We start from the raw sequence: 13,078 nt of genomic DNA, 5'->3' as shown, positions 1-13,078 counted from the left end.
ATAATACTTTAAACGTAGAGAGGATGTTACATTATGGAAGAAATGATATTTGGAATAATAGTTAATGGAGGAGATGCAAGAAGCAGAGCAATGAATGCTATAAGAGAAGCTAAAAGTGGAAATATAGATAAGGCTAAAGAACTGATAGAAGAAGCTAATACTTTCTTAAGCAAAGCCCATGATGTTCAAACAGAATTAATCCAGAATGAGGCTGCCGGAAATAAGACTGAGATGTCTCTACTTATGGTTCATGCTCAGGATCATCTTATGAATGCAATTACAGTAAGAGATATGGCAATAGAATTTATCAATATGTACTGTGAGATGCAAGAGCTAAAAAATAATAAGTAGAACACATATAACACAGATACAACACACTTTTAACACACATTTAAAATTAAATATGAAATAATGGACCATGAGTGAAATAATGTGTGTTGGCACGTAAATTGCTTTATAAAAAGGTGTGAATCATAAACTGTAAATTATAAATAAAACAATTTGAGGAGGAATTATATATGTTACAAATTACTTTAATATGTGCGGGTGGAATGTCAACAAGTATGCTAGTAGCAAAAATGCAAAAGTCAGCAAAGGATAAAGGTGTAGAAGTAGAAATAAGAGCTACTGCTGAAGGAAAGTTTAAGAAGGAATATAGTGATAAGACAGATGTATTACTATTAGGGCCACAAGTAGGTTTTATGCTTAATGATTTTAAGAAGGAATATGAACCAAAAGGGATGAAGGTCGATGTAATAGATAGTATAGACTATGGGATGATGAATGGTGAAAAAGTTTTAAACAAAGCTTTAAGTCTATAGAATTTAAACATTTAAGAAAATATATGAGGGGGATAAAAAATGAGTATAAATATTCAAGGAATGCAAAGAAAGGTTCAGCCTGCAATAAATAAAATATCTAGTAATAGATACTTAAAAGCTATTATGGGAGGTATGATGACTGCATTCCCAGCAACTATGGTAGGAGCATTAGCATCACTTTTGAAATCATTCCCAGTTGCAGCCTATCAAGAATTTATAACTTCTCATGGAATAAGTAAACTTTTACAATTGCCAATTACATTTACTACAAATTTTTTAGCTGTAATTTTTGTGTTTTGTATTGCTAGTAGTTTAGCTGAAAACTTTGATGAGAAGGGAACTATTCCAGGAGTATTGGCATTAATCTCTTTCTTAATGCTTACTCCAACACAAGCAACTAAATCTATCATGGGAGAGGCTCAAATTATACCTATGGATTGGTTAGGTGCGACAGGAATATTTTCAGCAATAATTGTTGCGTTATTAACAGCTAGATTGTATGTATTTGTAGTTCGAAGAGGATGGACAATTAAGATGCCTGACTCTGTACCACCTTTTATAAAAGAATCCTTTGCTAGTCTAGTTCCAGGATTAATTATAGTTCCTATATTTATAGTTATAGCTGGTATATTCTCCAATACAACTTATGGAAGTGTTCATCAATTTATTTATGCTTTCCTACAAACACCATTACAACACTTAGGTGGAAATATTGGTGCACTGATAGCCGTAGCAATAATATCACAGCTATTATGGGTTTTTGGTATACATGGTACAATGGTTGCTTTTTCAGTTATGATGCCTATATGGTCTGCTTTAGATGCAGCTCAACTTAGTGCATATTCTTCAGGAAAACCTTTACCTAACATTGTTGGATTATCATTTTTCATGGTTTATACTTTTGGAGGAACTGCTCTGGGCTTAAACATATTGATGCTTAAGGCTAAGAGCCAAAGATTTAAGACTCTAGGTAAGTTGGCGATAGTCCCAGGTATATTTGGAATAACAGAACCAATCATATTTGGTACTCCATTAATTTTAAATCCAGTATTTGCAATACCATTTATTTTTGGCAATGTAATTTCTCTAATATTAGGTTATATAGCAACAGTAATTCATATAGTTCCAGCACCAGCAGGAGTAGGGGTTACCGGCATGCCTATATTTGTACAAGGACTCTTACAAGGAAGTTGGAGGATTGGAGTACTACAATTAGTACTAGTGCTTTTATGGATAGTTATATGGTATCCATTCTTTAAAATGGCTGATAATAAAGCTTTTGCAGAAGAAACAGAAGTGGTACAGCAATAGTAAATAATGATAGTCTCTCTGCTTAAATTTTAAGAGAGACTATTTACTTTAACAGAAATAACTTAAAGCGATGGAGGATATTATGGAACAAAGTAAGGTTTTAGAATTACTTAATTCATTAACAATAGAAGAAAAGATATATCAACTTGTTCAGCTCGACGGGTCACTTTATAGTGAGAATGCTGCTGTTACTGGGCCGAAGGCTAAACTGGGAATAAGTGATGACGTGATAAATAATATAGGATCAGTATACAACGTTTTTGGAGCAGAGAGATTAAAAAAAATACAAGATGATTATCTAAGTAAGAGTAGACATAAGATTCCACTGTTATTTTGTGCAGACGTAATTTATGGATATAAAACGGTTCTACCAATACCACTAGCTTTCGCATGTTCTTGGAGTCCAGATAAGGTTAAAGAGGCAATGGAGATGGTAGCAAAGGAAACTGCGGCCACTGGTATTCATGGAGTTTTTTCTCCTATGGTGGATTTAGTGCGTGATCCTAGGTGGGGGCGTGTTATGGAATCAACTGGAGAAGATACTTATTTAAATAGTATATATGCAAAGGCTGAAGTAGAAGGTTTTCAAGGTAATCTAGATAATAGCCATGTTGCATCTTGTGTAAAGCACTTTGCAGCCTATGGAGCTCCAGAGGCTGGAAGAGAATATAATACAGTTGATATGTCAGAAAGAAAACTTAGACAAGAGTATCTTCCTTCATATAAGGCGGCGGTAGATGCAGGCTGCAAGATGGTTATGACATCTTTTAATACAGTAGATGGAGTTCCAGCATCAGGAAATAAGTGGCTGATGAGAGATGTATTAAGGCAAGAATGGAGATTTGATGGAGTAGTTGTATCCGACTACGCAGCTATTAAAGAATTAATATATCATGGAGTAGCGGAAGATGAGTACGGGGCTGCAAAGCTTGGGATTGAAGCTGGAGTAGATTTCGATATGAAAACACCAATCTATGCTAACCATCTTAAAGAATTAGTAGAAAGAGAAGAAGTTGATATAAAGCTTATCGACGAAGCAGTTTTAAGAATATTAAATTTAAAAAATGAGTTAGGTTTGTTTGAAGATCCTTATAGAGGAGCAGATATTAACCTCGAAAAAGAAGTTTTAAATTGTGAAGAAAATAAAGAATTATCACGTTCACTAGCTGAAGAATCAATAGTCCTTTTAAAGAATGACAATAATATCTTACCTTTGGATAAGAAAAAAAAGATAGCACTAATTGGTCCGTATGCAAATGAGAAGTCACTGCTAGGAGCATGGTCTTTCTTTGCAGATCAAGATAAAATAATTACTTTAAAAGAAGCTATGGAAAAGAAAATAAGTAAGAATCTATCATATGCTTATGGTTGTGAGGTGGCTGATGATTTTTCCTTTTTGGGAGAATTTGGATTTATGATTCAAAAGAAATTAGAAAAGAGAGATGCTGAAAAAGATTTAGAAGAAGCTCAAAAAGTTGCAGCTGAAGCAGATATAATTGTACTAGCAGTAGGTGAACATATTCTACAAAGTGGAGAAGCCTCAAGCCGTACAGATTTATCCTTAAATAAGGTACAAGTAGAATTGTTAGAAAAGTTACATCAGCTAAATAAACCGATAGTAGCAGTTTTATTTAATGGAAGACCATTGATATTGGATAACATAGTAGATAAAGTTGATGGATTAGTAGAGGCTTGGTTCCCAGGATCAGAGGGGGCTTTAGCATTAACAGACATACTCTTTGGTGATGTAAATCCTTCTGGTAAGCTAACTATGAGTTTTCCAGTAAATTCTGGACAAATTCCGGTTTACTACAATGAGTTCAAAACAGGTAGACCATTAGTTGGTTCAGGACATGTTGGTAAATTTGTATCTAAGTATCTAGACTGCCCTAATGAACCTGCTTATCCATTTGGCTATGGACTATCCTATACTAAATTTGAATATGGCGATATCAAACTAGATAAGAATATCTTAAAAGATAATGGTGAAATCAAAGCTATTATCACTATTGAAAATATTGGATATGTAAAAGGAAGAGAAACTGTTCAGATGTATATTCAAGATATAACTGGAAGTGTAGTAAGACCGGTTAAGGAGTTAAAAGGCTTTAGAAAGATTGAACTTGAACCAAATAAAAGTGTAGAGGTAGAGTTTCAAATTAATGTGAATGACTTGAAATTCTTTACAAAAGATATGAAGTATGAAGCTGAAAAAGGTAAGTTTAAATTATTTATTGGAGCAAATAGTAGAGATTTAAAAGAAGCTTTATTTGAATACGTAGGATAAAGTTTCAATATGGTGCTTTAAGTGTGACAAAAAAATAGTAATTGATAAGTGGCTGCTTTTAGGACTAGTTTATATGCAGCCATTAATTTTTCTAAAGGGGATGTTTTCTTTGAAATATAAGAATCCGATTATTAGAGGCTTTCATCCAGATCCATCAATATGTAAAGCTGAAGAAGGTTATTTCTTAGTAACTTCAAGCTTTGAATACTTACCAGGAGTGCCATTATTTTATAGTATGGATTTAATAAATTGGAATCAGATTGGGCATTGTTTGACTAGACCATCTCAAATAGATTTGAAGAATTCTAGATGCTCAGGTGGTATTTTTGCACCAACTATCCGTTATAATGAAGGAACCTTCTATATGATTACTACAAACATAGCAAAGGGAAACTTTATAGTAACTACAAAGAATCCTTTTGGACAGTGGTCAGATCCTATTTGGATTAATAGAATGGGGATTGATCCATCCTTGTACTGGGAAGATGGAAGAACCTATATGCAGCTTGCAACAAGGGATAATGAAGGCTTTAATGTCATTGAACAGTTTGAGATTGACATTGTAACTGGACAAATTATTGGAGAATGTAGGATTATTAGCATAGGTTGCGGAGGAAGAGATGTAGAAGGACCTCATATGTATAAGATAAATAATACATATTATCTTATGGTTGCAGAAGGTGGAACTAGGGAAGGGCATATGGTTACCATTATGAAAAGTGATTCCTTATGGGGGCCTTTTGAACCATGTCCGTATAATCCTATTTTATCTAATCGTGATTATGGGCGTGAAGCACTTCAATCTGTAGGGCATGGAGATTTAATTGAGGATAGTAATGGTAATTGGTGGATGGTTGCTTTAGCTACAAGGCCAGTAAAACATAAACACGTTCTTGGGAGAGAAACTATTTTGATGCCAGTTATATGGACAGAAGACGGATGGCCAATGGTAAAGGATAGATGTGCATTATCTGAGGTTGAAGTAGAAGAATTAAATGGGGGAGTTTCTGAAACCGATAATTACTTAAAGGATGATTTTGAAGCTGCTTCATTATCTCCAAACTATAGTATTATGAGAGAGTTTATAAATGATAAATATTCTCTCAAAGAAAGAAAAGGCTGGCTTTGTCTAAAAGGGGACAAATACACCTTAAATGACTTAGAAGCAGTTGCTTTTATAGGAATACGACAAGAAGAATATGATTTTGTTGCAGAGACCAAAATTGATTTTAAGCCAACAGCGCCAAATGAGGAAGCTGGTCTAGTGGTTTATTTGGATAACGAGCATCATATGGAACTAGTTGTTACAGTTAGAAATGGAGAAAAAGCTATAATTCTCCGTAAAAATGTGGCTGACATAAAGCTAGAAACTGAGCCAGTTAAGTTAGAGGAGGAAGCAGGAGAAGTCTACCTCTGCATTAAAGGGGACAAAAGAGAATATCACTTCTATTGTGGAATAGACAGAGAGAATATGAAATTAGTTGGTAGCACAAGGGTGAAGCATTTATCCATAGAGGGAGCTAATTCGGCTTTCACAGGAACCTTTATAGGCATGTATGCTAGTGGAAATGGTAGAGATATGGACAAAAAAGCATATTTTGATTACTTAGCAATAGAAAATAAATATATTTAGGTGTAAGTCAAATTAAGGGTTAAAAGGCTTCATTGGAGAAAATATAACACAGAATATGAAAAAATAGGTTGTATAGGAAGAAAAGCTGTGAATAAGGGATTACCAGAAGGATTTTTATGGGGAGGAGCTACTGCTGCAAATCAGCGTTAAGGCAACAAAGATAGCTCATGAAATAAATCCAGAGTTTAAGATAGGGTGTATGCTAGCAGCTGGGAATACCTATGCTAATACCTGTGGACCTGAAGATGTGTGGAGGTCCATGGAAAAGGACAGGGAAAACTACTTCTTTATAGATGTTCAATCTAGAGGTCAATATCCAAATTACGCAAAGAAGTTTTTTGAAAGAAATAATATTTATGGTAGAAAATGGATTAGGAGATGTGGATACTTCAGACGAAAATGGTTATGTAGAAGATGATTATCGTATAGAATATCTAAGGGAGCATGTAAAAGCTATGATAGATGCAGTTAACGATGATGGAGTGGAGCTTATGGGTTATACTCCTTGGGGGTGTATAGATCTAATTAGTGCATCTACTGGAGAGATGAAAAAAAGATATGGCTTTATATATGTAGACGAAGACAACGAAGCTAATGGTACCTTAAAGCGTTCAAAGAAGAAGAGTTTTTACTGGTATAAAAATGTTATTGAGAGCAATGGAAAAAACTTTAGAATCAAGAAAAATAATTAATAAGTAATGTTGGCTAAGGCTTTTTAAAGTAAATATAATAATTTTAAGCAACGTAAGTAAGGAGTTTTGATATGGCACTTATTCAAGTAAATTTTATGTCAAAAGCATTATTTAGAAATGTTACTATGAATGTAATATTACCAGTAGATAAACTGACATTTCCGGGGAGACCTGTAAGAGAGGATAAACCGTATAAGACACTATATCTTCTTCATGGAGTATTTGGTAACTACACTGATTGGGTATCAGGAACTAATATTCAAAGATGGGCGGAGAAAAATGATCTTGTAGTGGTAATGCCATCTGGTGATAATTCTTTTTATGTTGATAATGTAGAAGCTCAAAATAACTATGGAGAGTTTATTGGAAAGGAAATGGTGGAGATTACAAGAAAGATGTTCCATTTATCCCATAAGAGAGAAGATACTTATATAGCAGGTCTTTCAATGGGGGGATATGGAGCTATTAGAAATGGGTTGAAGTATAATGATACCTTTGGATATATAGCAGGACTATCCTCAGCTTTAATAACTGATAACATTGATAAAAGAACCAATGATGTAAGATTTTTCTTAGAAAGCCGAAGTTTTTCCGAATCTTGCTTTGGGGATCTTTCTAAAGTAGCAGAAAGTGATAAGAATCCAAAATGGCTTGCAGAAAAATTAGTAGGAGAAAATAAAGATATACCTAAAATTTTTATGGCTTGTGGAGATAAAGATTCTCTACTCGAAGCCAATGTAGAATTTAAGAATCATTTGGAAGGGGTAGGCATTAAAGTTACTTTTGAAATAGGTTCTGGAGGGCATGACTGGGATTTTTGGAATAGATACATTGCTAGAGTCTTAGAGTGGCTACCTTTAGAAAATAATGGAGCAGGTATTAATAGTGGAAATATAGGGATTTAGAAAACCTTTATTAGCATTAGTTTATTACAAGTAGTAGTTATATTATAATAAAGATATTACATAGTATAACTACTATTATAATTACGAAGTTACAAAATTTATATATGCTTTCCATCAAAATTAAGCCCTACTTAAATAAGGTTAATAAAATGCCTTTTAAGTAGGGATTTTTATAAGAATTTATAATTAATTGTTTTGAAGCAGAGATTTATTACATTACATCTTCAAGTTTACTCACATGAATATATTTTTTGTCAAGATATTGACCTAGATAACCACCAATAACTCCTAGTATAAAAGCTCCAAGGCCTCCAGCAATGTAAAGTATAGATAGTTTGTCACTTGGTAATTTTGCTGTAAATCTAGAAACAAAGAATAGTGAGGTTATTAATGAAAATAAAGGGTAGAAAGCTACGCTTACAATTAATTTCTTTCCGGAGCCATACCCCTTAAATATTAAATAGCTTGATAAATCTGATAGTATTCCTGTAAAAACTATAGCTAGGGTCATAATAGGGCTAAAAACAGATAAGATCACGCCAAGCACAACAGACAGCATGGTTAAGGTACCAAGCTTTGGAGATCTCAATAGTAGTAGATATAGAAGTATAGTAAAGTAAAGAGACATAAGTATTATTTTTAATACTTGGGAGTTACCTAGTAAATAGCTAGTGGCATATATGAAACCTCCACCTACTATTAATAATGCTACCGTTACTGCAATTAATGTAAGTCTAGCGGCATAAATCTTCATGCTTCCTCCTAAATGATAATAATTATTATTTAATAGTGTTATGTATTATATCATATAGAAACTTGAGTATTATGTCAAAGCCTTTATTTTAATTTTATAGAGGTATAAATTAGTAATAGAATTTATATTTTTAAAAGCTCATCTAGGTACATATATTGACCTTGAAAATAGATTTAGGATTACAGAGGCACATGTTTTACTTTATATTAAATATACAGCTTTTATATAAAAGCTGTATATTTATTGTTACTATAAATTAAGAAAACCGCAGATAACGTAAATTACTGTACGTCATCTGCGGTTATTAAATCCAATGAAGTTGTATACTATATAACTTTCTCTAGTTTATCTACATGTATATACTTACTATCTAAGTAAGAACCAAAAAATCCACCTAAGATTCCAATTGCAAAGGAACCTATAGAAAAAAATAGTGAATTATTATTTATGAAATGAGCTGCTGACTTAGATAATAAAAATGCAACTATTACAGTCAGTAAAGGATAAAAGGCAACAGTTATTATAAGCATTCTTCCAGGTCCATATCCCCTGAATATAATATAATTTACTATGTCAAATACTACACCTGTCATGGTCATAATAAGTAGTAAGTCAGTATTGAAAACTGATAAAATTACTCCAAGTATTAGGGAAATCACACTTGTAGTTCCTACATGAGGGCATCTTACAAGTAGCAAATATAAAAGTGTACTAAAATATAAAGAAATTAATGTTATTTCAAGTATCTGAGAACTGCCTAGTATATAACTAGCGGTATATATAAAACCTCCACCTACTATCAGTAATGCGGTTATAATGGCTATTGATGTAAGTCTGCTAGAATAATCTCTCATATTTCCTCCATAAATTCACCTATAGGTATATAGCTTCTAAATTTTTATAGAAGTAGTATACCCTTAATACTTATTATTAAATAATTATATAATTCAATATATTCCTATGTCAAAGGCTTTGTGTGCCATGTAAGAACATTCACATTATACTAAATAGTGGTATATCCATTGCGCTTCAATTATCAATAGATATTAACATCTAAGTTTACTTATATAGAAGTAAAAGTAATGTTTATGGAGAGTTTTATTGGTAACTAATAATAAGTTGTTGGATATTATATATAAGGATTAATTTGCGAGGAAGAGAGAAATGTATACTAAAGGTGACTTCCACATGCACAGTATTGCGTCTGATGGAGATTGTAAACCCTACGAACTTGTAATTATGGCAAAAGAAAAAGGTTTAGACATAATTGCTATAACAGATCATAATTCTACAGAAAGTATTGAAGAAGCACAAAAAATCGGTGAGATTCTTGGGGTTAAGGTTTTAGCTGGAGTAGAGTTATCAACAAGATACAAAGGTAGAAAAGTTCATGTCTTAAGCTATTTTGATAATGAGGCTTATAAGAATGTTCTATTTCAAAAGGCCCTAAGACATGTAAGAAAACATCAGATAGAAGCTCTAAAATTACTTATGGGCTCTCATATAAACATAGGTAAAGATAGTGTAAAGGATAGGGTTGATACTAAAACTGGAATTGATATTCTGAGATATTTTGGAGGTTGTGTAGTACTAGCTCATCCAGTAAAAGTACGCCAGGAAATAATAGATGATATACTAAAGTTAGATTTTGATGGAATAGAAGCGATTTACTCTAGAAACACAGAAGAAGATACGGAAAAGTATAAGAAGATAGCTGAGGAAAAAGGCTGGTTTTACACAGCTGGCTCAGACTTTCATACGGATAAAAGAATTGATACAAGGCATGGAGACATAGGTCAAGTATCTCTAAGTGAGGAAGAGATAAAAATATTTCTTTCAAAGTTACAAAATATATCATCCTATAATTAATTATATATGTATCACTTCGTAGTAAAATCTTAAATTCTCCTATAGGAAACTAGAGTAGTTTTTAAAATTGATTTTGAATCGAAGTGGTACATTTTTGTATAAAAACTGAAAATTAAAATAATTTAGCAAGTTATATTGAATGGAATATATTGTAAGATTATACTTATAAATAGATGCTTCTATAGGCATAATAATAAGTTAAAGGGGTTTTTGGGATGAAACTAGTAGTAAATGCAGATGATTTTGGCTTCACTAGAGGAGTAAATTTGGGAGTTTTAGAAGCTTTTAGAGAGGGGATTGTCACATCTACCTCTATGATGGTAAATGGGCCAGGCTTTGAACATGGTGTACAGCTTATGAAGGAACATAAGTGGTTGAAGGTAGGATTACATTTAGTTTTAACTGCTGGAAGACCTATAAGTAAAGGTTTAAAGACCATAGTAAATGAAAAGGGTGATTTTGAAAAAGATTTCAATAGAATAGAGAACGGTGACGAAGAGGAAATAAGAAAAGAATATAAAGCACAAATTGATAAGTTCTTGAACACAGGCCTTAAGCCAACTCATATAGATTTTCATCATGGAGCTACTAAAAAAGGTTTAGCTATAGCGGTGGAGCTTGCGAAAGAGCTTGGGGTTCCTATGAGAGGACTTACAGAAGAAGCAGAAAAATATATGGATTCAATGGGAGTAATACATTCTCATAATTTCAATAGTAGCTTTTATAATAAGAGTGCAAATGAAGAAGAACTGATAAGTATATTAGATAAAAATAAATATCTTACAGAGATGGAGTTAATGACACATCCTGCTTATGTTGATAAAGACTTACTTACTTTAAGCAGTTATAACATACAGAGAGCAAACGAACTAGCAGTGTTAAAGAGTGAGAGCTTAATAAAATATATAGAAAGAAATAATATAAAGCTTATTGACTTTACAGATATATAATTGTTAGATAATGTTACAGTTAGGTTGACATTTATAAATTATAAAAAGTGTCATATTATAAAGTATAAAATTTACAATTTGTTAAAAGAAGGTAAAGAAAACGGTATGATTTTGTTTCTTTATCTTATTTTTTTACTATAAAAAAGTAATTTCCATATATTGACATAAAATCTTGTTGTGATATATTAAGTAATATGATAACAAATATAAATAAGAAATGTTTATTTGATATGGAGGAAGATACTTATGAATGAGAAAATTGCAAATATAATATGTGAAATTAAAGAGGACAACCTTTTAAAAGAAAGAATTTTTGCATCTAATGATCTGCTAAATGATCTGGATATAGATTCTTTACAGCTTATAAACATTATCCTGCAAGTTGAAGATGAGTTTGATATACAAATAGATTTTGACGAGTTTGATATGAATTGCTTAAAAAACTTAGATAGTTTTGGTAAATATATATGCCTACAGAAGGGTGGAGTTAGATGAGTAAGTGCATTTACTATGGAGAGTTCAATGCAGAAAAGTATTGGAGAGATTCGAAGTTAGCGAAGCTTCCACAAATACCAGATCGCAAAGCAGATAATATAGTAAGGGCAATGGATGAACTGCTTTTTATACTATGTGATTCAGAAGACACCGTTTTAACAAGATATAAGATGGACTCTAATCATATAAGTTATTTAAGAGAATTAGGAATTAAATTTCAATGTAATGACTTTAATCTTAGTGAGGATATATCTAAAGAGCAGTTAGATAAAAATATATGTCAGTTGCTTATAGATAATCATGGAACAGAAATAAATAAAATCTTTTCTACAAATACAAATCTCGAAACATTTGCAATAATTCCTGAAGCTTATAGAGTAAGCGAGCTATATGGAAAATCGGTTGATTATCCTAAAATAGAGGTTGTTAAAAAGGTAAATTCTAAAATATATTCTTCTAATCTAAATCTTAAATTGGCTACAAATAATGAAATTAAGTTAGTATACTCCTCAGTAGAGCTTTATGAGGAGGGAAAAAAATATCTAAATAAAGGCAGCATAATAATAAAAGATTCCTTCGGAGTATCAGGAAAAGGAAACCAAATCATTACCAGTGAAGGAATGTTGAAGAGAATTGTTTCTTATATAGAAGTTCAAGAAAAGAAAGGAAAGAAGGTAGAGCTTATTGTTGAGCCTTTACTAGATAAAATCAAGGATTTCTCTTGCCAATTCAAAATCTATAAAGATGGAGACTTTGAAATATTATCTATTCAGGAAGTAAGAAATACAGGACTAGCATACCTTGGTTCCTATACTCCTGATAAGGAGTTTGTTGATTTTATTGATAAAAGAGGTTATTTTCAGGTAATGGCAAGGGTGGCAGAAGAGTTATATAAGGATGGATATTATGGTGATGTATGTATAGACTCCATGGTACTTAAGGACCAAACTATATGTCCCATTGTTGAAATAAATGCTAGAAGATCAATGAGTCTTATTAAGCATAATGTGGATTTATATGCTCAAAAAATAGGGTTAGGTTGTGGATTTACATCTATAAACGTATCCTTTAATAAAAAGACTGAATATTCAGATATTCTTGAGGCGCTTTCAAGAAAGAATATACTTTTTAGATCTTACTCAGATAGCGGTGTAATGCCTTTAAGTAGTAACACAGTATTCATAAATAGAAATCTTGATGCTGATAGAGCTTTGAGTACCTATAAAGGAAGGTTATATTTTTCTACGTTCTTCAAAGATATAAGTATGTCGGAAGTATTAAGAGGAAAGCTTATTGATTCATTAAAAGAAGTTGGAATAAATAGTAGTAACAATTGATTCAGTTATTTTTAGAATGAGAAG

At 32.2% G+C, this 13,078-nt stretch carries 12 protein-coding genes and 1 pseudogene; 11 read left to right on the top strand and 2 right to left on the bottom strand.

Features of this window, described 5'->3' with window-relative positions:
- Positions 1–33: 33 nt before the first annotated feature.
- The 7 genes and pseudogenes from GXK57_RS13460 to GXK57_RS13430 all read left to right on the top strand — a co-directional run bounded on the left by GXK57_RS13460 (position 34) and on the right by GXK57_RS13430 (position 7,649).
- A complete protein-coding gene (locus tag GXK57_RS13460; protein WP_160677171.1) occupies positions 34–351 on the top strand; it encodes a PTS lactose/cellobiose transporter subunit IIA in 318 nt (105 codons plus the stop codon).
- A gap of 167 nt (positions 352–518) precedes the next feature.
- Positions 519–821: a PTS sugar transporter subunit IIB gene (locus GXK57_RS13455; protein ID WP_160677168.1), complete on the top strand. Its 303-nt coding sequence runs from the start codon at positions 519–521 to the stop codon at positions 819–821.
- A gap of 39 nt (positions 822–860) precedes the next feature.
- Positions 861–2,132, top strand: coding sequence for a PTS transporter subunit EIIC (locus GXK57_RS13450; protein WP_202127726.1), 1,272 nt, complete (start codon positions 861–863; stop codon positions 2,130–2,132).
- A gap of 82 nt (positions 2,133–2,214) precedes the next feature.
- Complete coding sequence (gene bglX, locus GXK57_RS13445) at positions 2,215–4,419, top strand: beta-glucosidase BglX (protein WP_160677165.1); 2,205 nt, start codon at positions 2,215–2,217, stop codon at positions 4,417–4,419.
- A 109-nt stretch (positions 4,420–4,528) separates the two neighbouring features.
- Complete coding sequence (locus tag GXK57_RS13440) at positions 4,529–6,052, top strand: glycoside hydrolase family 43 protein (protein WP_160677162.1); 1,524 nt, start codon at positions 4,529–4,531, stop codon at positions 6,050–6,052.
- Positions 6,053–6,203: 151 nt separating this feature from the next.
- A pseudogene (locus tag GXK57_RS13435) lies at positions 6,204–6,744 on the top strand (family 1 glycosylhydrolase); the annotation flags it as partial.
- A 71-nt stretch (positions 6,745–6,815) separates the two neighbouring features.
- A complete protein-coding gene (locus GXK57_RS13430; RefSeq protein ID WP_160677159.1) occupies positions 6,816–7,649 on the top strand; it encodes an alpha/beta hydrolase family protein in 834 nt (277 codons plus the stop codon).
- A 211-nt stretch (positions 7,650–7,860) separates the two neighbouring features.
- On the opposite strand, the gene GXK57_RS13425 is transcribed toward GXK57_RS13430, so the two are convergent.
- Together GXK57_RS13425 and GXK57_RS13420 are read right to left on the bottom strand one after the other, a co-directional pair.
- Positions 7,861–8,403, bottom strand: coding sequence for a hypothetical protein (locus GXK57_RS13425; protein WP_160677156.1), 543 nt, complete (start codon positions 8,401–8,403; stop codon positions 7,861–7,863).
- A gap of 326 nt (positions 8,404–8,729) precedes the next feature.
- Positions 8,730–9,257, bottom strand: a complete 528-nt coding sequence (locus GXK57_RS13420) for a hypothetical protein (protein WP_160677153.1) — start codon at positions 9,255–9,257, stop codon at positions 8,730–8,732.
- 310 nt (positions 9,258–9,567) lie between these two features.
- Between GXK57_RS13420 and GXK57_RS13415 the strand changes: the two genes are divergently transcribed.
- From GXK57_RS13415 to GXK57_RS13400, 4 genes are all read left to right on the top strand, one after another.
- Positions 9,568–10,272 carry a PHP domain-containing protein gene (locus GXK57_RS13415; RefSeq protein WP_160677150.1) on the top strand — a complete coding sequence of 235 codons (705 nt, stop codon included), beginning with the start codon at positions 9,568–9,570 and terminating at the stop codon, positions 10,270–10,272.
- A 215-nt stretch (positions 10,273–10,487) separates the two neighbouring features.
- Positions 10,488–11,222 (top strand): chitin disaccharide deacetylase, encoded by a 735-nt coding sequence (chbG, locus tag GXK57_RS13410; RefSeq protein WP_160677147.1) that lies wholly within the window; start codon positions 10,488–10,490, stop codon positions 11,220–11,222.
- A gap of 246 nt (positions 11,223–11,468) precedes the next feature.
- The gene (locus GXK57_RS13405) at positions 11,469–11,717 is read left to right on the top strand and encodes an acyl carrier protein (RefSeq protein WP_160677144.1); all 249 of its coding nucleotides are present in this window, start codon (positions 11,469–11,471) and stop codon (positions 11,715–11,717) included.
- Positions 11,714–13,054: a hypothetical protein gene (locus GXK57_RS13400; protein ID WP_160677141.1), complete on the top strand. Its 1,341-nt coding sequence runs from the start codon at positions 11,714–11,716 to the stop codon at positions 13,052–13,054. The genes GXK57_RS13405 and GXK57_RS13400 overlap by 4 nt, the downstream gene beginning before the upstream one ends.
- The last annotated feature ends 24 nt before the right edge of the window (positions 13,055–13,078 follow it).

The sequence above is a fragment of the Clostridium sp. C8-1-8 genome (assembly GCF_009928445.1).
Taxonomy (GTDB): domain Bacteria; phylum Bacillota; class Clostridia; order Clostridiales; family Clostridiaceae; genus Clostridium_AR.
This window is presented reverse-complemented; position numbering and strand designations above follow the sequence as displayed.

Excerpts from the sequence above, each read along its gene's own strand:
- GXK57_RS13460 (WP_160677171.1), top strand. The coding sequence starts at position 34 with ATGGAAGAAATGATATTTGGAATAATAGTTAATGGAGGAGATGCAAGA.
- GXK57_RS13455 (WP_160677168.1), top strand. The coding sequence starts at position 519 with ATGTTACAAATTACTTTAATATGTGCGGGTGGAATGTCAACAAGTATG.
- GXK57_RS13450 (WP_202127726.1), top strand. The coding sequence starts at position 861 with ATGAGTATAAATATTCAAGGAATGCAAAGAAAGGTTCAGCCTGCAATA.
- bglX (WP_160677165.1), top strand. The coding sequence starts at position 2,215 with ATGGAACAAAGTAAGGTTTTAGAATTACTTAATTCATTAACAATAGAA.
- GXK57_RS13430 (WP_160677159.1), top strand. The coding sequence starts at position 6,816 with ATGGCACTTATTCAAGTAAATTTTATGTCAAAAGCATTATTTAGAAAT.
- GXK57_RS13425 (WP_160677156.1), bottom strand. The coding sequence starts at position 8,403 with ATGAAGATTTATGCCGCTAGACTTACATTAATTGCAGTAACGGTAGCA.
- GXK57_RS13420 (WP_160677153.1), bottom strand. The coding sequence starts at position 9,257 with ATGAGAGATTATTCTAGCAGACTTACATCAATAGCCATTATAACCGCA.
- GXK57_RS13415 (WP_160677150.1), top strand. The coding sequence starts at position 9,568 with ATGTATACTAAAGGTGACTTCCACATGCACAGTATTGCGTCTGATGGA.
- chbG (WP_160677147.1), top strand. The coding sequence starts at position 10,488 with ATGAAACTAGTAGTAAATGCAGATGATTTTGGCTTCACTAGAGGAGTA.
- GXK57_RS13405 (WP_160677144.1), top strand. The coding sequence starts at position 11,469 with ATGAATGAGAAAATTGCAAATATAATATGTGAAATTAAAGAGGACAAC.
- GXK57_RS13400 (WP_160677141.1), top strand. The coding sequence starts at position 11,714 with ATGAGTAAGTGCATTTACTATGGAGAGTTCAATGCAGAAAAGTATTGG.